Source organism: Nonomuraea sp. NPDC001636 (assembly GCF_040298265.1).
Lineage (GTDB): Bacteria > Actinomycetota > Actinomycetes > Streptosporangiales > Streptosporangiaceae > Nonomuraea.
The window spans coordinates 37,131-54,668 of record NZ_JBEOZT010000039.1; the positions used below are offsets into that span (position 1 = coordinate 37,131).

At 70.8% G+C, this 17,538-nt stretch carries 15 protein-coding genes; 3 read left to right on the plus strand and 12 right to left on the minus strand.

What is annotated here, in order from left to right; translation table 11 throughout:
* Positions 1 to 6 precede the first annotated feature (6 nt).
* A complete protein-coding gene (locus tag ABT158_RS45510) occupies positions 7 to 888 on the minus strand; it encodes a hypothetical protein (protein ID WP_352364708.1) in 882 nt (293 codons plus the stop codon).
* Between the two features lie 142 nt (positions 889 to 1,030).
* Between ABT158_RS45510 and ABT158_RS45515 the strand changes: the two genes are divergently transcribed.
* Positions 1,031 to 2,158 carry an acyltransferase family protein gene (locus ABT158_RS45515; protein WP_352364710.1) on the plus strand — a complete coding sequence of 376 codons (1,128 nt, stop codon included), beginning with the start codon at positions 1,031 to 1,033 and terminating at the stop codon, positions 2,156 to 2,158.
* A 6-nt stretch (positions 2,159 to 2,164) separates the two neighbouring features.
* Here the strand turns inward: ABT158_RS45515 and ABT158_RS45520 are convergent, their stop codons facing one another.
* From ABT158_RS45520 to ABT158_RS45565, 10 genes are all read right to left on the minus strand, one after another.
* Positions 2,165 to 3,010 carry a hypothetical protein gene (locus tag ABT158_RS45520; protein ID WP_352364712.1) on the minus strand — a complete coding sequence of 282 codons (846 nt, stop codon included), beginning with the start codon at positions 3,008 to 3,010 and terminating at the stop codon, positions 2,165 to 2,167.
* Between the two features lie 121 nt (positions 3,011 to 3,131).
* Positions 3,132 to 3,953 carry a hypothetical protein gene (locus ABT158_RS45525; RefSeq protein ID WP_352364714.1) on the minus strand — a complete coding sequence of 274 codons (822 nt, stop codon included), beginning with the start codon at positions 3,951 to 3,953 and terminating at the stop codon, positions 3,132 to 3,134.
* 7 nt (positions 3,954 to 3,960) lie between these two features.
* Positions 3,961 to 4,839, minus strand: coding sequence for a glycosyltransferase family 2 protein (locus ABT158_RS45530; RefSeq protein ID WP_352364716.1), 879 nt, complete (start codon positions 4,837 to 4,839; stop codon positions 3,961 to 3,963).
* A 15-nt stretch (positions 4,840 to 4,854) separates the two neighbouring features.
* Positions 4,855 to 6,330: an oligosaccharide flippase family protein gene (locus ABT158_RS45535; protein WP_352364718.1), complete on the minus strand. Its 1,476-nt coding sequence runs from the start codon at positions 6,328 to 6,330 to the stop codon at positions 4,855 to 4,857.
* Between the two features lie 8 nt (positions 6,331 to 6,338).
* A complete protein-coding gene (locus ABT158_RS45540; protein WP_502911624.1) occupies positions 6,339 to 7,328 on the minus strand; it encodes a hypothetical protein in 990 nt (329 codons plus the stop codon).
* Positions 7,316 to 8,581 carry a DUF4910 domain-containing protein gene (locus ABT158_RS45545; protein ID WP_352364722.1) on the minus strand — a complete coding sequence of 422 codons (1,266 nt, stop codon included), beginning with the start codon at positions 8,579 to 8,581 and terminating at the stop codon, positions 7,316 to 7,318. The genes ABT158_RS45540 and ABT158_RS45545 overlap by 13 nt, the downstream gene beginning before the upstream one ends.
* Positions 8,578 to 9,594 (minus strand): NAD-dependent epimerase/dehydratase family protein, encoded by a 1,017-nt coding sequence (locus tag ABT158_RS45550; RefSeq protein WP_352364724.1) that lies wholly within the window; start codon positions 9,592 to 9,594, stop codon positions 8,578 to 8,580. The genes ABT158_RS45545 and ABT158_RS45550 overlap by 4 nt, the downstream gene beginning before the upstream one ends.
* On the minus strand, positions 9,594 to 10,241 hold the full coding sequence (locus ABT158_RS45555) for a PIG-L deacetylase family protein (RefSeq protein WP_352364726.1): 648 nt from the start codon (positions 10,239 to 10,241) through the stop codon (positions 9,594 to 9,596). Before ABT158_RS45555 ends, ABT158_RS45550 begins: the two co-directional genes overlap by 1 nt.
* Positions 10,238 to 11,017 carry a sugar phosphate nucleotidyltransferase gene (locus tag ABT158_RS45560; RefSeq protein WP_352364728.1) on the minus strand — a complete coding sequence of 260 codons (780 nt, stop codon included), beginning with the start codon at positions 11,015 to 11,017 and terminating at the stop codon, positions 10,238 to 10,240. Before ABT158_RS45560 ends, ABT158_RS45555 begins: the two co-directional genes overlap by 4 nt.
* Positions 11,014 to 12,219, minus strand: a complete 1,206-nt coding sequence (locus ABT158_RS45565) for a class I SAM-dependent methyltransferase (protein WP_352364797.1) — start codon at positions 12,217 to 12,219, stop codon at positions 11,014 to 11,016. The genes ABT158_RS45560 and ABT158_RS45565 overlap by 4 nt, the downstream gene beginning before the upstream one ends.
* 96 nt (positions 12,220 to 12,315) lie before the next feature.
* On the opposite strand from ABT158_RS45565, the gene rfbC reads away from it, so the two are divergent.
* Both rfbC and ABT158_RS45575 read left to right on the plus strand, forming a co-directional pair.
* Positions 12,316 to 12,873 (plus strand): dTDP-4-dehydrorhamnose 3,5-epimerase, encoded by a 558-nt coding sequence (gene rfbC, locus ABT158_RS45570; protein ID WP_352364730.1) that lies wholly within the window; start codon positions 12,316 to 12,318, stop codon positions 12,871 to 12,873.
* Entirely contained in the window at positions 12,867 to 13,697 is an 831-nt protein-coding gene (locus ABT158_RS45575; RefSeq protein ID WP_352364732.1) for a glycosyltransferase, read from the plus strand. Before rfbC ends, ABT158_RS45575 begins: the two co-directional genes overlap by 7 nt.
* Here the strand turns inward: ABT158_RS45575 and ABT158_RS45580 are convergent.
* Complete coding sequence (locus ABT158_RS45580) at positions 13,694 to 17,506, minus strand: LamG-like jellyroll fold domain-containing protein (RefSeq protein ID WP_352364734.1); 3,813 nt, start codon at positions 17,504 to 17,506, stop codon at positions 13,694 to 13,696. The genes ABT158_RS45575 and ABT158_RS45580 overlap by 4 nt on opposite strands.
* Between the last annotated feature and the right edge of the window lie 32 nt (positions 17,507 to 17,538).

Consider the following 17,538-nt stretch of genomic DNA (forward strand, 5'->3'; position numbering starts at 1 on the left):
GGGCCCTCACTCCTCGCCGTCGTCCTGGTTCGCCTTCCTCGGCCCCGGGACGGGCGACAGCGGGCCCGCCCGGTAGGCGGGGAACTCCATGGTGGCCGAGCTGTCCTCGTCGAGGACCGGGATCTCGGCCGCCTGCGCCTCGACCGGCTCGGGCGCCGGAGCCGGGACGGGAACCGGAACCGGGACCGGAGCGGGAGCGGCGGCGGGAGGCGCGGCCGGGGCGGCGGGCTCGGGCTGCCGGCGCTGCCGGGGCCGGCGGCGGACCAGCACGCCGTAGGCGATGCCGAGGCCCAGGAACAGGGTGAGCAGCGCGCCGCCGATCGCCCCCTGCCAGTTCGCGCTGTGGTCGGCCTCGGGCTTGGACGGCGGCACGATGTCGGTGGAGGTGATGAAGGTGTTCGGCGGCGCGCCGAGCGTCTTCTGCCATTTGAACAGCTCGGTCGCCACGCGCTCGCGGGCCGCCATGAGCACGGTCGTGGCCTGCCGCGGGGACTCGCTGTCCACCCTGATGTAGATGTAGGGCCCGTTGATGTCCAGGACGTTGGGGTTGGTGCGCCCGTCGTCGATGGTGATCTCGGTCGGGCCGTCCTTGGGGGCGCCGAGCTCGGTCCAGACGTCCTGGGTGTTCATCGCGAGGATGACGATGCTGGCCCCGGTCTTGAGCGCGTCGTTGAAGGAGAGGAAGGGGTTGGTCAGCCCTTGCTTGGTCTTGTCGCTGTTGACCGTGCCGCCGTTCACCGGCGTCGCGAGGACGAGGGAGACGTCGGTCGTGTAGTGGGTCGGGAGGACGAGGTACACCACGCCGCCCACCAGGATCGACAGGAGGATCAGCGGCGGGCCTATCAGAATTCGTCGGAGAAGACCAAGGATCGCCTTCCAGAACTCCATTTTGGTACGTTCCCCCGCATCAGCGAACTTGCCCTATAGCGGACCATCGCCCAATCACTGGCAGACGTTACATCCCCCCAGATCGGTTACATCGGACGTGATCGCCGCGATAGACCTACGACTACGGCGACGGGGGCTTGCGGTGGGGCTGACAACTGAGCGTCCGGCGACACGGAGCAGGCTCGCCGGGCTCGACGGGTTACGGGGGCTGGCCGCGCTGTTCGTGGTCCTGCACCACTGCTGGCTGCTGTCGTTCCCCGGGTTCCCGGTCAACGACGCGCCCTGGTGGACGGGGTGGCTGCTCTACGGGCACTTCGCGGTCGTGGTGTTCATCGTGCTGTCCGGGTTCTCCCTCGCGGTCTCGCCCGCCCGGTCCGGCTGGCGGCTGGGCGGCATCCCCACGTTCTTCAGCCGGCGGGCCTGGCGCATCCTGCCGCCGTACTGGGCGGCGCTGCTGTTCAGCCTGGTGATCGCCTGGACGGTCATCCCGCAGCCGGGCCAGCAGGTGCCCACCGGGCAGTCGGTGCTCATCTACGGCCTGCTGCTCCAGGACGTCTTCGGCTCCCCCAGTCCCAACGGCGCCATGTGGTCGATCGCCGTCGAGGCGCAGCTCTACCTGCTGTTCCCGCTGATGGTGCTGGTGCTGCGCCGGTGGGGGGCGGCGGTGATGCTGGGCGCGGTGACGCTGGTCGTGGTGGCCGTGGGGGCGCTGGCGCCGTACGTGCCGGCCGTGGAGCTGCTGATGCGGCTGACCCCGCAGTTCGCCGCGCTGTTCGCCGTGGGCGCGGTGTGCGCCGGGGTGGTGCGAGCGTCGGAGCGCACCGGGCGGCTGCCCTGGCACTGGCTGGCCGCGGCGGCCGCGCTGCCGGTGCTCGCGCTGGTCGTGGTGGCCGGTCCTGAGTGGGTGGTCGGGCACTTCTTCTGGGTGGACCTCGCGGTCGGGCCCGCCGCCGGCCTGCTGCTGGCCGGCGTGGCGACGGGCCGGCCCTCCTGGCTCGTCCGGCTGCTCGACACCCGTCCGGTACGGCGGCTCGGCTCGTTCTCCTACAGCCTCTACCTGATCCACGCGCCGCTGGTCGTCATGGTCAGCCGGCTGGTGGTCGCGCCGCGTGTGCCGCCGGGGATGCCCGCCTTCCTCCTCACGCTCGCCCTGGCCGTGCCGGCGAGCGTGGGAGTGGCGTGGTTGTTCGCGTCCGTCTTCGAGCTGCCCTTCCAGCGGCACAGAGGCTGGCGGAGCCTGCGCGAGGCCGCGCGGGCGCGGTTCAGGTGACCCAGATCAGGTGATCTTCGCCAGCGCCTCGGCCTCGTAGGCCGCCGCGAGCTCCTCGGGGATGCGCGACAGGTCGTCGGCCCGGTGGAAGTCGCGCAGGGTGGTGCCGCGGCAGGCGGCGTCCACGTTGGGGGCGGCGGCGCGCGAGCGGACGTCGTCGATGTGGACGGTGCGGAAGTCGATGCTGAAGCGGGTCCTGCCGGAGGTGTTGGCGACGGTGGAGTGCAGGTGCGCGCCGGAGAACAGCATCATGCCGCCCGGTTCGGGGACGAGCCGCAGCTCGGGGTCGAGGTCGAGCGCCTCCTCCGGCTTGGGCTGCTCCCTGGTGTCGCTGTGGACGTGCTGCGCGGCGGTGGGCCGGCTCACCGCGGTCCATTCCGCGTAGTCGTAGCGCCCGCTGCCGTTGAGCACCGGACGGTCGAAGTACTGCGGGTGCAGGGCGAAGACGTTCTCCGGGACCACCTCGTAGATGGGCATCCACCAGTTGACCTGGCAGAACGGCGCGGAGTACCAGCAGTCCCTGTGCGCGTGGTAGGCGTAGGAGATGCCCGAGTCGAGGTAGTGGTCGGCGGTCGAGGTGCGCAGCCGCGGCACGTCGAAGTAGGTCTTGTCCAGCGCCATGCCGAGCTCCGCCAGCAGGGAGCGGATCAGCTTCTTGCTGGTGGGATGATGGATGAAGCGGGGCTTGAGCTCGGCGAGCAGCGCGGCGAAGTCCTCCACCGGCATCTCGTGCTGGGCGGTCTGCGGGTCGCGTGCTCCGAACGCCTCCTCGATCAGCTCGCGGGCGAACTCGATCAGCTCGGTCGAGGCGGGGGTGGCGGAGTAGAGGAACACGTCCCCTTTGAAGATCATTTGGCGCCGAACATCATCCCGAATTCGGCTATTGGTTAATATAACGGACATAGCGAGATTTACCCCCTCGCGTCGTTCTTTTCCTTTCTCTCGCCGGTGCCCGCTTCTTCGTTACAGGGAATTACAGCGGCAATTGTGTCTCGGTGTCCGGACGGGCGACATAGGTCGAGTAGTCGGGGTGGTCGAACCGGTGCAGCGCCTGGATGTTGTCGTTCCAGGGGGCGGGGACCGGGCGCTTGTGCCGCAGGCCGTGGATCGGGGCCAGCTTCATCGCCTTGTTGTCCTCGTTGAACTCCCTGATCGCGCTCAGCTCGCCGACGTAGTCGTTGTGGATGACCTGGTCGTCGTCGCCGACGGTGTCGTCCAGGTAGACGAACACGCGGGGCAGGAAGTAGCGGTGGTCGCCGGCGAACAGCCTGAGCGCCGCCGCCGTCGAGGAGTAGAAGTCCACGTCGATCGAGACGAAGCCGATGGGCGCGGGGCGCTCGCCGTCCAGGAACTCCCCGACGGTGTCCTCGATGTTGCCCAGGATCAGGTGCGCCGCTCCCAGGCGGGCGCGCAGGGCCTCGACGTCCATGACGAAGTCGCCCTCGCGCCAGATGTAGGGCAGGTCGCGGTAGTCGGTGGGCTTGGGCAGGCCGGCGCCGGTGTCGAAGCCGTACACGTCGATCTTGACGCCGGTCGCCGCCGTCGCCAGCGCCGCCATGCGGTTGAGCTCGACCATGCCCGCGCCGCCGGCGACGCCGAACTCGACCACGCTGATCCGGCCGACGCCGAGCCGCCGGGCCAGCTCGGCCGCCTGCTGGACGCCGTACGCGTAGTGCGGCCGCGGATAGAGGTCGAGCGCGCAGCGCAGCTCGTGGGAGCCGAACGGCAGGCGCCGCAGGACGGCCAGCAGGATGCGGCCCGGCTGCATGAGCAGCCGCACGATGCGAATCAGCACGAGGGTTTCACCCTTTCGAGGAGACGAGTCGGGCGGCCAACCCGGCGATCTTGCGGCTGCGGTGCGTCAGCATCTGCTGCTGGCGCCGCCAGTACGTGCGCAGCAGCACGGCCCGCGCGCGGGCGCGTTGCTCCGCCGACAGTTCCGTGCCGCCGAGGGCCCGGTGCATGGCCCGGAACTGCAGCGTGGTGGCGAAATGGGCGGTCCAGGCCGGCACGCCGAGCGCCGCGGCGATCCCGGACAGGCGGCGTTCGCGCAGGTTGCGATGGGCCAGCACGTGCGGGACGTGCCCCCAGGGCGCGGTCAGCGCGAGCATGGTGGCGTAGACCTCGTCCTCGCGGATCATCAGCGGTCTGGGCACGGCGGCCACCCGCTCGCGCCGCATCAGCCCGTAGAGCGGGTCGAGGCCATGGTGCTGGGTCGTGACCACGTCCCACAGCTCGTCGAGGCGGTCGACCGGGTCGTCGGAGAGCATCCGGGTGCCGCGGTAGCGCGGCTCGTGGACGGTCCCGTCCGCGCCGGTGTACCGGACGTCGGAGGTGACCAGGATGAGCCGCTCGTCGGCCAGGAACGGCTCCAGCGTGCGCGAGACGTAGTCGGGTTCGAGCAGGTCGTCGTCGCCCATCCAGCGGAAGAACTCGCCGCGCGCGCGGCGCAGCACCTCCACGAAGTTCCCGACCACGTGCAGGTCGTGGGGCTGGCGGTGGTAGGCGATGCGGTCGTCCTGGCGGGCCAGCTCGCGGCAGAGCTCCTGCGTGCCGTCGGTGGAGGCGTTGTCCGAGATCACGACCTCCAGCTCGGCGTGATCCTGGGCGAGCGCGGAGCGCACGGCCGTCTCCAGCCGGTCCGCGCCGTTGCGTACCGGGATTCCGATGGACACCAGCATCGTCTCTCCTCGGGGTCAGCGCGCGCGGGCGGGCAGCAGCCGCACCAGACGGGCGCTCACTAGGTGGAACTGGTCGCGGGTCACCACGACCAGCACGTACGCCAGCAGTCCGCCGCCGCCGGCCAGGGCGAGCTGGACGAACGGGCTGCCGTGGGTCAGGCTCGCCAGGCCGAGCATGACGGCGGCGCAGACCACCGCCCCGACCGCCGGGCGTACGAGACCGGGCAGCACCGGCCCGAGCCGGACCCCCGCCCGCTGCACGGCGATCATCGCGAGCGGCAGCGCGACCAGCACGGCGGCAGTGGCCTGGCCGATCGCGGCGCCGCGGATGCCGTCGAGGTGCGTGCCGGCGATGACCGCCGGGATCATCGCCGCGGCGTGGCCGAGGTTCATCCAGACGGTCGAGCGGGTGGCGCCCTGGCCGTTCAGGATGTCGAGCGCGAAGGCGGTGAGCATGCGCACCACCATCAGGACCGCCAGGAAGCGCAGCACCCCGGCGGACTGCTCCCACTCCGGGCCGTAGATGAAGATGATCAGCGAGTGCGCCAGCACCGCCATGAACACCGCCAGCGGCAGCACCATGGCGATGAGCAGCGGCACGCTGCGCTGGACGCCGAGCGACAACGACTCCTCGTCCCGCTCGGCCAGCCGGGAGAAGCCGGCGATCGACACCATGCGGATGGCGCTGCCGATGATGCCCGGCACCCAGCTCGACACGTTGAACGCCATCAGGTAGAACCCGAGCCACGCATCGCCCATGATGTTGCCGACGATGATGTAGCCCACGTTGAGCAGCAGGACCTCCAGGGCGATCCCGGCCGCCGAGGGGATCCCGAACCTCAGCAGCCGGCCCGCGATGTGCCGGTCGAAGCCGAACCGGTAGGGCAGCCGGGCGTAGATCAGCATGAAGACGCCGGTGACCACGGCCCCGGCGAGCTGCCCCCAGGCGAAGCTGTAGGCCCCGGCGCCGTTGACCGCGAGCACGATGGCCACCGGCGCGTTGACCAGGAAGCCGGCGAGCACCGCCTTGGCGTTCTTGCCGGTGCGGAACCAGCGCAGCAGGGCCGCGCTGCGCACCGCCGTGACCGCCTCGACCAGGATGACCGCGGTGAGGATGCGCACCACGGTGGTGGCCTCGGCGCTGCCGGCCAGCGCCGAGAAGTACGGCGCGCCGACCCAGAAGATCCCGTACAGGCCGAGCGCGGAGATCATCGTGAGCGTCGTGGCCGTGGGCGCGATGTCCTCCAGCCGGCCGCGCCACTGCACGACGGCCGACATGACGCCGACGTCCTTGACCACCATGACGAACTGGGTGGCCGCGAGCGCGACGGCGTACGTGCCGAAGTCCGCGGGCGCGAGGAGGCGGGCCAGGATCAGCCCGAGGATGAACGAGCCCGCACGGGTGACCAGCGTGCCGAGCAGGCTCCACACCGCCCCTCGACCCGCCTTGCGCCCAATGTCACTGATGTCCGGGCTCGCCTGATCCACCATGCTGTGCCCTACTCTTGCTCGTTGACCCGCTCCAGCCAGATCTCCCGCCAGAACGGGATGAACGCGCGGGGGCAGTTGGACTTGTACACACCGTCGCAGATGATTCCGTCCAAGGCGATGCACGGATTTTTCATCTCAAGTAGCTTTCCGGTCTTCTCGTCGATGCAGCGCTCGACCCGCGCGGTCACCCGGGCGACCTTGCCGCACGACCGGGCCATGTCCTCCTCGAAGCCCAGCCCCCGGTTGAACCCCTTGGTGGTGAGCGTGGCGACGATCTCGTCCTTGGACTTGACGCGGACCAGCTCGCCCGGCTGGAGGTCGGTCGTCCCGGTCGGGGCCGGGCCGGTGTGCGGGCCGGGCTGCACGAACCCCCAGTCCAGGCCGCCCCTGAAGCGCAGCGCCCGGGGGAACCTCCTGGACAGCCGCTGGTAGCGGTTGAACAGGCCGAAGAACAACGTCCGGACGGTCGAGGCGATCCCGGCGTTGCCCACCCGGACGTCCGTGACGTACTGGCCCAGGTCGCGGAACGGGAGCAGTTCGGGGGCGGCCCGCAGCAGCTCGGTCGCCTGGCAGCGGAACCGTTCCTCGCCGTCCGGCGCGGGCTCCCTGCGGGTGTTGACCTCCAGCAGCGGCAGCAGCGGCCGCTCGGGACGGACCGGCTCCTCGGCCGTGGGCGCCCCGTCCACCTTCCGCAGCCAGGACGTCTTCCAGTAGAGCAGGCAGGCCGTCTGGCAGCCGCCGTGGGCCGCGCCGTCGCAGCGGGAGCCGGTCAGGTGGACGGCGTCCTCCATCTTCCGCATCCCGGTCCTGGTCATCGTGTCGCAGAGCTTGTTGGCCACCTTGTGGACGGTCAGCCGTTGCCCGCAGAACCGCAGCATCTCCGGCATGAACGGGAGGCTGTCCAGCTCTCCGCGCTCATCGAGGGTCGCCAGGATCTCTTCAGCACTGAGAACCTCGACCACGTCGCCGACTTTCAGCGCCAGGCTCAATCCACCCACTCCTTCAGCAGGCCCGCGTTCTGCAGGGCGTTCGCCGCGTCCGCCAATGCCTGGAACGGCAGGTTCGACCGTTCCGCGATGTCGAGCAGGCTGTGCCGCCCGTCGGAAAGGTTGAGCACCCACAACATCGCCATCTGGGCCTGTTTCGTGTCACTGCGGCCGCCCAGCGAGCCGTACAGGCCGCGCGCCCCGAGCTGGGGCTCGCCGTACGGGCTGAGGTTCTGGTAGCGGCGGTTGCCCTCCAGGACCCGTACGGCGCTCCACAGCGTCTCCAGGGTGTCCTCCATGGCCTCGGGCCGCACGAAATCCGGATCGTCGGCCGAGGTGTGGTACTCCGGGTAACTCCCGTAGGGCGTCCTGGTCAGCGAGCCCACGGGCAGGTCGAACCCCGGCGAGCAGTACTGCCGCTCGTCGTAGCCGTAGGGCGAGAAGTCCAGGAGGGTGTGCGGCCGGTCCTTGAGCACGTGCGCGAAGACCTGGTCGATCTCGGCGTCGCCGCGCCTGCTGCGCTTGTAGGTGATCGTCCCGGCGTCCCCGGCGCAGGCCAGGGTGAGGCCGTGCCTGATCCGGTCCACGCGCTCGCGGTTGAGCGCCAGCCAGGTGATCGCGCCGATGGTGCCGGGCGCGAACACGAACCGGTAGGTGTACCAGGGGTCGAGCAGCCGCTGGGCCAGCGACACCGCCACCGCCACCCCGGCCAGGTTGTCGTTGGCCAGCGAGGGATGGCACACGTGGCAGGAGATCAGCACCTCCGCCGAGCTGCGGCCGCGGATCACGTGCTCGCCGTAGGTCAGGTGGCCGTCGGCGAGCGTGGAGTCGATCCTGACCTCGTACGGGCCTTCCGCCAGCCCGTCCAGGGTGTTCTGGCTCAGGCAGAAGCCCCAGGTCTCGGCGTAGTAGCTGGTCCGGTACGGCACCAGGTCCGGCTGGCCGGGCAGCGTGTGCAGACGTCCGCGCAGCTCCGCCAGCGACATGGTGGCCTCGACCGGCGCGCTGTAGCCGACGACGTGCAGGTTGCTCCGCCGGAAGTCGACGACCCGGTTCCCGGCGGCGTCCTTGACGTAGGCGTCGCGGATGTTCCACTCGCGGGGGATCGTCCAGTCGAGCACCTGCGTGCCGGTCGGCACCTCGGTGATCTCCAGCGGGATCGAGCCGCCGATGATCTCCAGGGTGCGGCGCAGGCCGTCGCCGGTGATGCTGCGGCACAGCGGGTAGAGCCGCCGTACCAGGTCGTGCATCTCCGGGCCGGTCATGGCCGCAGGGTGGCGTCGACGGTGCCGGCCTCGCGCCGGTCGGCGAGCCGGGCCAGCCGGGTGAAGCGGCGGTCGAAGTCGTGCCTGGTCAGGCCGTGCTCGCGGTAGGCGTCGATGAGCTCGACGGCGCCCGCCTTGACCGTCCAGCGGGCCTCGTGGCCCAGGGCGGACCTGATCCGGGAGAAGTCGACGCGGTAGGAGCGCGGGTCGGCGCCCGTCTCGCCGGTGATCGTCAGCGTCGAGCCGGGCACGGCCGCGACCACCTCGGCCGCGATCTCGGCCACGGTCACGTTGTTGGCCTCGGTGCCCACGTTGAACGCCGTGGCGTGCACGGCCTCGCGCGGCGCGGTCAGGGCGGCGGCGAACGCGTCGGCGATGTCCCTGGCGTGCACCAGCGGACGCCACGGGGTGCCGTCGGACAACACCCGGACCTCGCCGGTCAGGTGCGCGTGGCCCACCAGGTTGTTCAGCACGATGTCGGCGCGCAGCCTGGGCGAGAACCCGAAGGCGGTGGCGTTGCGCAGGAACACCGGGGTGAAGTCGTCGTCGGCCAGCGCGGTCAGGTCGTCCTCGACCCGCACCTTCGACTCGGCGTACGGCGTGACCGGGCGCAGCGGGGCCTCCTCGTCCAGCAGGTCCGCGCCGCCGGAGGCGCCGTAGACCGAGCAGGTGGAGGCGTACAGGAAGCGGCGCACGCCCGCGTCCCTGGCCAGCCTGGCCAGCCGTACGGAGGCGTGGTGGTTGATGTCGTAGGTCAGGTCGGGCGCGAGCGCGCCGAGCGGGTCGTTGGACAGGGCGGCCAGGTGGATCACCGCGTCGAACCCGGCGACGTGCTCGGGGCCGGCGTCGCGCAGGTCCACGGCATGCGCCTCGACCGGCTCGGGCTCGGGCCCGAGCACGCAGTCGGCGAACAGGCCGGAGTCCAGGCCGACGACCTGGTGCCCGGCCTCGGCCAGGACGGGGGCCATCACGCTGCCCAGGTAGCCCTGGTGGCCGGTGAGCAGTACCCGCATCAGTTCTCCAGATCGACGGTCAGCTTGGACACGTGGAACGCCTCGGCGTACCGCGTGTGGCATTCGATGCCCCGGATGCGGGCCAGGCCCAGGAACGCCTCGCGGTCGTACCAGGGGCGGTGCCGCTGCGAGGCGTAGTGGCGCTGGAGCAGGTCCGCCTTGCGCTCGGCCACCTCCGGCGTGAGCGGCTGGTAGACGGCTGGGGCGGCCAGGTCGCCGTCCCACTTGACGATCTCGTAGCCGAGCGTCAGGTGGTCGCGGAAGGCGGTGGGCACCAGCTCGGCCAGCCCCCGGTGGTCCTGGTGGGCGTCGCCGCGCCAGGGCGCCAGGATCAGGCCGGGCTCGGTGCGGGCGCGCAGCTCCTCGACCGCGGCCTTGGCCTCCTCCCAGCGGGCCGGCAGGTAGCCGTCGGGCAGCTTGAGCACGCTCACCCGCAGGTCCGCGCCGGGGCAGAAGTCGGCCAGCGCGGCGCGCTCCTCGTCCTCCCGCTCGGTCCCGCCGCCGGACAGCACCAGCGCGTCCACGCGCACGCCGGGACGGGCGGCGCAGATCGTCAGCAGGCTGCCGCCGGCTCCGATCGCCAGGTCGTCGCAGTGCGCGGCGAGCGCCACGACGGAGGTCACGCCCCCGGGACGCAGTCCGATCACCGGGACCGTTCCCACAGAGCCCACGGGCGCACGCCGCGCGAGTACGCCTCGTCCAGCTCCATGCGCTGGTTGACGGTGTCGGTGGGCCGCCAGTAGCCGCGATGGGGGTAGGCCAGCAGGCGTCCGCGCTTGGCCAGCTCGGCGCAGCCGTCGGCGACCAGGTCGCCGTTCTCCGGGATGTGCTCGAAGATCTCCTGGGTCAGCACGAAGTAGCCGCCGTTGACCCACACCGGCATCTCACTGACCGGCGAGATGCCGCCGACCAGCCCGTTCTCGCCGACGTCCACGCAGTGGAAGGTCTGGGACGGCGGCACCACCATCATTGAGGCGGCCGCGCCGGACTCGGTGAACCGGTCGATGATCTCGGGCAGCGGCGCGTCGGTGAGCACGTCGGCGTAGTTGGCGAGGAACATCTCGTCGTCGCCCAGATGGCTGCGGACCCGGCGTAACCGCTCCCCGATCGGGGAGTCCGTCCCGGTCTGCACGAACGAGATGGACCAGTCGGAGATGTCGCTCGACAGCAGCTCGACCTTGCCGCCGCGCAGCACGAAGTCGTTGGAGGTGGCCTCCTGGTAGCCGAGGAAGAAGTCCTTGATGTGGTGGGCGCCGTACCCCAGGCACAGGATGAACTCCTTGTGTCCGAAGTGGGCGTAGTAGCGCATCACGTGCCAGAGCAGCGGTCGCGGGCCGACGAGCGCCATCGGTTTGGGCACCTCGCCCGGCACACCGGTCCGCATCCGGGTGCCGAATCCTCCGCAGAACAAGACAACCTTCACACGACCTCCAGGTGTGGGATCGGGAAGACCAGCCGGCCTCCCCATTCGTGCACATAGGAGAGCTGAGCGGTGAGCTCTTCGCGCAGGTTCCATGGCAGGACCAGCACATAGTCCGGGCGGTCCTGGGCGATGCGCTCCGGCGGAGCGATCGGGATCCTGGTGCCCGGCGTGAACCTGCCGTGTTTGTACGGATTGCGATCCACGGTGTAGGCCAGCAGATCCGGCCGGACGCCACAGTGGTTGAGCAGCGTGTTGCCCTTGCCCGGCGCGCCGTACCCGGCGACCGTCTTGCCCTCCTCGGCGGCGGTGATCAGGAATCGGAGCAGGTCGCGGCGGACGCGGGCGACCCGCTCCGCGAACCCCGCGTAACCGGAGAGGTCGTGCAGCCCGGCGGCCTTCTCCCTGGCGAGCACGTCGAGCACCCGGCCGGACGGGCTGCCCGAGGGCCGCGCCCACAGCCGGATCGACCCGCCGTGGGTGGGCAGCAGCTCGACGTCGACCAGGGTCAGCCCGCCGCTCGCCAGCGCCCGCTGCGCGGAGGCCACCGTGTAGTACTGGAAGTGCTCGTGGTAGATCGTGTCGTACTGGTTCAGCTCCACGAGCGTGAGCAGGTGCTGGACCTCGATCGAGACCCATCCGTCGTCGGCCACCAGGGCGCGCAGCCCCTGGGTGAAGCCGATGACGTCGGGGATGTGCGCGTAGACGTTGTTGGCCACCACCAGGTCGGCGGGACCGTTCCCGTCCCGCACCGACGCGCCCGTCTCCGGGGTCAGGAACGCGGTGAGCGTCGGCACGCCCTTGTCCTTGGCCGCCTGCCCCACGTTGGCCGACGGCTCGATGCCGAGGCACCGGATGCCGCGTCCGACCACGTGCTGCAGCAGGTAGCCGTCGTTGCTGGCCACCTCGACCACGAACGACGGCTTCAACCGTTCCACGGCCGTGTCCACGAACCGCCGCGCGTGCTCCACCCAGGAGGCAGAAAATGACGCGAAGTAGGCGTATTCGGTGAATGTCTCTTCCGGTGTGATCAACGGCGGGATCTGGGCCAGCCAGCAGCCCGTGCAAACCCGCAGATGAAGGGGATAGGTGAGCTCGGGCTGATCGAGTTGTTCCGCCGTGAGGAAGAGCTCACAGGGCGGTGTCGCCCCGAGATCCACCACGCCGACCAGGTCCGTCGAGCCGCACAACCGGCACGATGTCATCAACAAAGGGCCCCACCCAGAAATGACAAGATTTCCCCCTTTGGAAACCCACAGCCATACTTCGGGTGAGCGGCAATGAGTGTTACAAGTGTCTTCATGAAACGCCTGAGCATCGATGGAGCATTGCTCTACACCCCCCGCATCCTCAGCGATCCCCGGGGGGTTTTCCTGGAGAGCTTCCGCGCCGCCGACCTGCGGGAGGCGACAGGGCGCTCGATCGAGCTGGCCCAGGTCAACTGCTCGGTCTCCAGCCGGGGCGTGCTGCGCGGCATCCACTTCGCCGACGTGCCGCCCGGCCAGGCCAAATACGTCATGTGCGTGGCGGGCGAGGCCCTGGACGTCGTGGTGGACGTCCGCGTGGGCTCGCCGACGTACGGGCGGTGGGAGGCGGTGCGGCTGGACGACGTCTCGCGCCAGGGCATCTTCCTGACCGAGGGGTTAGGCCATGGCTTCATGGCCCTCAGCGAGTCGGCCACGGTCGTCTACCTCTGCTCCTCCCCGTACGACCCGGCCCACGAGCACGGCATCCACCCCCTCGACCCCGATCTCGCCATCGAGTGGCCGATCGACGTGGAGCCGGTCCTGTCGGCGAAGGACGCCGCCGCCCCCACGCTCAAGCAGGCCCGCGACGCGGGGATCCTCCCGTCGTGGTGAGCGTCGTGATCCCGGCCCACAACGAGGCCAAGGTGCTCGGCCGGCTGCTGGACGGCCTGCTCGGCGAGGCGGCGCCCGGCGAGTTCGACGTGGTGGTCGTCGCCAACGGCTGCACCGACGGCACGGCGGAGGTGGCCCGGCCGTACGACGTCCGGGTGCTGACCACGCCCGTCCCGTCCAAGAGCGCGGCGCTGCGCATGGGCGACGCGGCCGCCCGCGGCTACCCCCGCCTGTACGTCGACGCCGACGTCGAGCTCAGCACGGCCTCGGCGCGCGCGCTGGCGGCCGTGCTGGCCGCGCCGGACGGGCCGCTCGCCGCCGCTCCGGAGCGGGACCTGACGCTGGCCGACCGCCCGTGGCCGGTGCGCGCCTACTACGCGATCTGGACGCGGCTGCCGCACGTCCGCGCCGGGCTGTTCGCCCGGGGCGTGATCGCGGTGAACGGCGCGGGCAACGAGCGGCTGCGCGCGCTGCCGCCGGTGATGGCCGACGACCTGACCGCCTCGCTGGCGTTCACGCCCGACGAACGCGTGATCGTCGGCACCGCCCGCGCGGTGATCCATCCGCCGCGCACGGTCGCCGACCTGCTGCGCCGCCGGGTCCGCGCCATGACCAGCGTCACCGAGCTGGAGCGCACCTCGGCCGGCGCGGGCGAGCGCACCGGCCCGCGCGACCTGGCGGCCATCGTGGCGAAGGAGCCGCGCCTGGCGGGCGCGGCGGTGGTCTTCGCCGCGATGGCCGTGCTGGCCAGGCGGCGGGCCGCCCGCGCGATCCGCGCGGGCGACTACACCACCTGGCTGCGCGACGAGAGCAGCCGGAACTAGCTGACCGGCGTGTTCATGTCGGTGGTGATCTGGGCGGCGGTGAGCGCCTTGTTGTAGATCCGCACCTCGTCGATCAGGCCGCTGAAGTAGTCGCCGGAACCGCTGTTCCCGCCGATCCGCAGCGGACTCGTCCCGGCGCGCAGGTTGCCGACCGTCGGATTGGTCGCCACCTGCGTGCCGTTGACGAACATCCGCAACGTCGAACCGTCATAGGTCGCCGCCACATGACTCCAGGTGTTCAACGGCAGATTGGCCGCCGCCGGAGCGTTCGCGCCGGAGGAGGTGTAGACGAACGCCGCCGGGCCACTGCCGCCGCTCCCCATGACCGCGTACGCCAGATCCGCCCCGAACTCCTTCATCACCACCGTCCGCCACCCCGTCACACTCGACGGACGCACCCACGCCTCCAACGTCATCCCGTTCGTCAGGCGAAGAGAGCTGGAGTCGGCCACCGTCACCCAGCTCGACGTGCCGTCGAACGACAACGCCTGGCCGTACTTGCCGGCCGCCCAGGTGGTCGCGGCGGCGGTGCCGTTGTTGCCGTTGCCGGAGGCGTCCGCGACCGCCGTCCCGGTGCCCGCGTTCATGCCGTACGCCGCCACCAGCCCGCTGACCGTGGGCGGCTGGGTCACCACCGCCGACGCCTCGCCGGACGACGGGCCGGTGTTGCCGGAGCCGTCGAAGGCCACGACCCGGTAGTAGTACGTGCCCGCCGCGACCCCCGAGTCCGTGAACGACGTGCTCGCGGTCGAGCCCACCTGGTTGGCCCCGGACGGCGTGAACCCGGCGGTCACCGACCGGTGGACGGTGTACCCGGTGACGGCCACGTTGTCGGTCGAGGCCGTCCAGGTGAGCTGGGCGCTGCCCTGGCCCCCGGTCGCGGCCAGCGAGCCGGGCGCGGTGGGCGGCTGGGTGTCGGGCGGTCCCTGCTGCCCGACGGGCGTGTTCATGTCGGTGGCGATCTGGGCGGTGGTGAGCGCCTTGTTGTAGATCCGCACCTCGTCGATCAGACCGCTGAAGTAGTCGCCGGAGCCGCTGTTCCCGCCGATCCGCAGGGGGCTGGTCCCGGCGCGCAGGTTGCCGACCGTCGGATTGGTCGCCACCTGCGTGCCGTTGACGAACATCCGCAACATCGAACCGTCATAGGTCGCCGCCACATGACTCCAGGTGTTCAACGGCAGGTTGTTCGCCGCCGGAGCGTTCGCTCCCGAGGAGGTGTAGACGAACGCCGCCGGGCCGCTGCCGCCGCTCCCCATGACCGCGTACGCCAGATCCGCCCCGAACTCCTTCATCACCACCGTCCGCCACCCCGTCACACTCGACGGACGCACCCACGCCTCCAACGTCATCCCGTTCGTCAGACGCAACGAACTGGAATCGGCCACCGTCACCCAGCTCGACGTGCCGTCGAACGACAACGCCTGGCCGTACTTGCCGGTCAGGGACCACGTCGTGTTCGCGGCCGTGCCGTTGTTGCCCTTGCCCGAGGCGTCGGCGACCGCCGTCCCGGCGCCCGCGTCCATCCCGTACGCCGCCACCAGCCCGTCCGGCACCTGGGACTGCTGGTACGTCGCGGTGTAGGTCGTCGCGGTGGCCGGCGCCGTGACGTTGTGGGTGGCCGCGCCGCCGTCGGACCAGGAGGTGAGCGTGTAGCTGGAGCCGCCGGAGCTCTGCGGCGAGGGCGCGGAGACCGAGTTGTGCGAGCCGACGATCACCGTCCTGGTGAAGGGGGCGACGGTCTGCTCGCTGTTGAAGCCCAGTTGCAGCCCGGCGGGCACGGTCTGGAAGGTCAGGTTCACCGTCTTCGGCTGGAGGAGCACGCTCTTGGTGTCGGTCAGGCCGTGCGCGTCGGTCACGGTCAGCCTGAGCTCCAGGTGCGAGGGGTACTCGTGGTCCGGCGGCGCGAAGGAGCCGCCGGTGCCGGTGAAGGTGGTGATCTCGTGCTCGTGGCAGGTGCTGGGACAGTGATGCATGATCAGCTTCCACTGCATCCGCGAGCCGGGGATCGTGCCGTCCTGGGCGTCGGTGCCGGTGCCGGAGAACGTGATCGTGTCACCGACGGCCCACGTCAGCGAGGGCGACGGGGAGTTGATCGTCGCCGTGGGGGCCGTGTTGTTCACGTTGATCGTGACGGTCGCGTTCCCCTGGCCGCCTCGCCCGTCGTCGGTCCGCAGCTTGACCACGTAGGAGCCCGGTTGCGCGTAGGTGTAGGAGGGCGTGGCCGAGGTGGAGTCGTCGTGGTCGCCGTCGCCGTCCAGGTCCCAGCGGAAGGTGAGCGGGTCGCCGTCGGCGTCGGTGGATCCGGCGGAGGTGAAGTTGACCGTGAGCGGCGCGTTGCCCGAGGTCGCGCTGGCGCCGATGACGGCGGTCGGCGGGGTGTTGTTGTACAGGTATCGGATGATCTGCCCGTTGGTGTAGTCGACCGCGAACAGGTCGCCGCCGGGGCCGGTCTGCACCTCCACGGCGGGCATCCCGGAGTCGAACGTGGTCACCGTGGCCGGGTCGGGCAGGCCGTTCGCGCCCTTGGTCATGACCCAGACGCACGACCTGCTGAAGTCGGAGAAGAACAGCGCGCCGTCGTAGGCGTCCGGGTAGGAGCCGCCCTCGTAGAACGCGACGCCGCTGGAGGACGAGCCGCCTGACGGGCACGGGTCGTTCGGCGCGGGCTTGGACGCGTGGTTCCAGGCGAAGTACGGCTGCGTCACCGCCGCCGGGCCGGCCGCGTACAGGTTCTCGCAGAGCGTCAGGTTCAGGTTGTCGTAGCCGCCCTGCCGGGCCGGGCCCTCGTAGCAGGGCCAGCCGAAGTTGCTGACCGGGCCGGTGGGCGAGGCGATCCGGTTGATCTCCTCGTAGGTGTTCCAGCCGACCTCGCCCGCCCAGATCTCGTTCGTGCCGGGCCGTACGGTGATGCGGAACGGGTTGCGCTGGCCGTAGGCGATGATCCGGGCCGCGTTGGGGTCGCTGCTCCCCGCGTTCGGGTTGCCGGGGGCGGCGGCGCCGGTGTCCGGGTCGATCCTGATGATGCTGCCGTTCAGGCCCGCCGGGTCGCCGCCGGTGCGCAGGTCCTGCGAGCGCAGCGCGCCGCCCTCGGCGGCCGGCGGGCTGAGCGCGGTGCCGACGGGCGAGGGCGGGTCGCCGCAGGGGTTGTCCGGGGTGACGTCGGAGCTGGTCAGGTTGTCCTGGCCATAGTCGGCGAAGTTGAAGCTGGCGCCGTCGCCGCCGCTGGCGTAGAGCATGCCGTCGGGGCCGAACGCCAGGTCGCCAACGGAGTGGCTGGGGTGCTGCTGGCACCAGTCGGTGATCAGCGGGGTCTCGGCGACCGAGCCGCCCGAGGGCGCCAGCACGGACAGCCGCCCGGTGATCAGGCAGCCGTCCCCCGTCGCGCCGGGCGGGGTCGGGCACGGGTCGGCGCTCACGCCCGCGGCGCCCCAGCGCGGCGCGCTGCCGCCGGGCACCGCGTCGTAGGAGTACAGCACGTAGATGCGTGGGTCGGCCGGGAAGTCCGGGTGCAGGGCCAGGCCGAGGAGGCCGCGGTCCCAGAAGTTGTGCACCTGCGTGCGCAGGTCGGCGTAGATCGCCGGCGTGGTGTCGGCGAGGGAGTCGAACACCTTGATCAGGCCGCTCTTCTCGGCGACGAACACCCGGCCGTCCGAGGCGAACTCGATGTTGGTCGGATTGGTCAGCCCGCTGAAGACCACCTGTCTCTGGAAGCTGCCCGGCAGTGCCTGCGCGGGCGGCGGCGCGACGATCGCCAGCCCGGTCGTGACCAGCAGGACGGAAAAAAGCGCATGGCGAAGCCGCCGTAACACGGGAACCCCCTTGAAACGGAAAAATCCCCCGA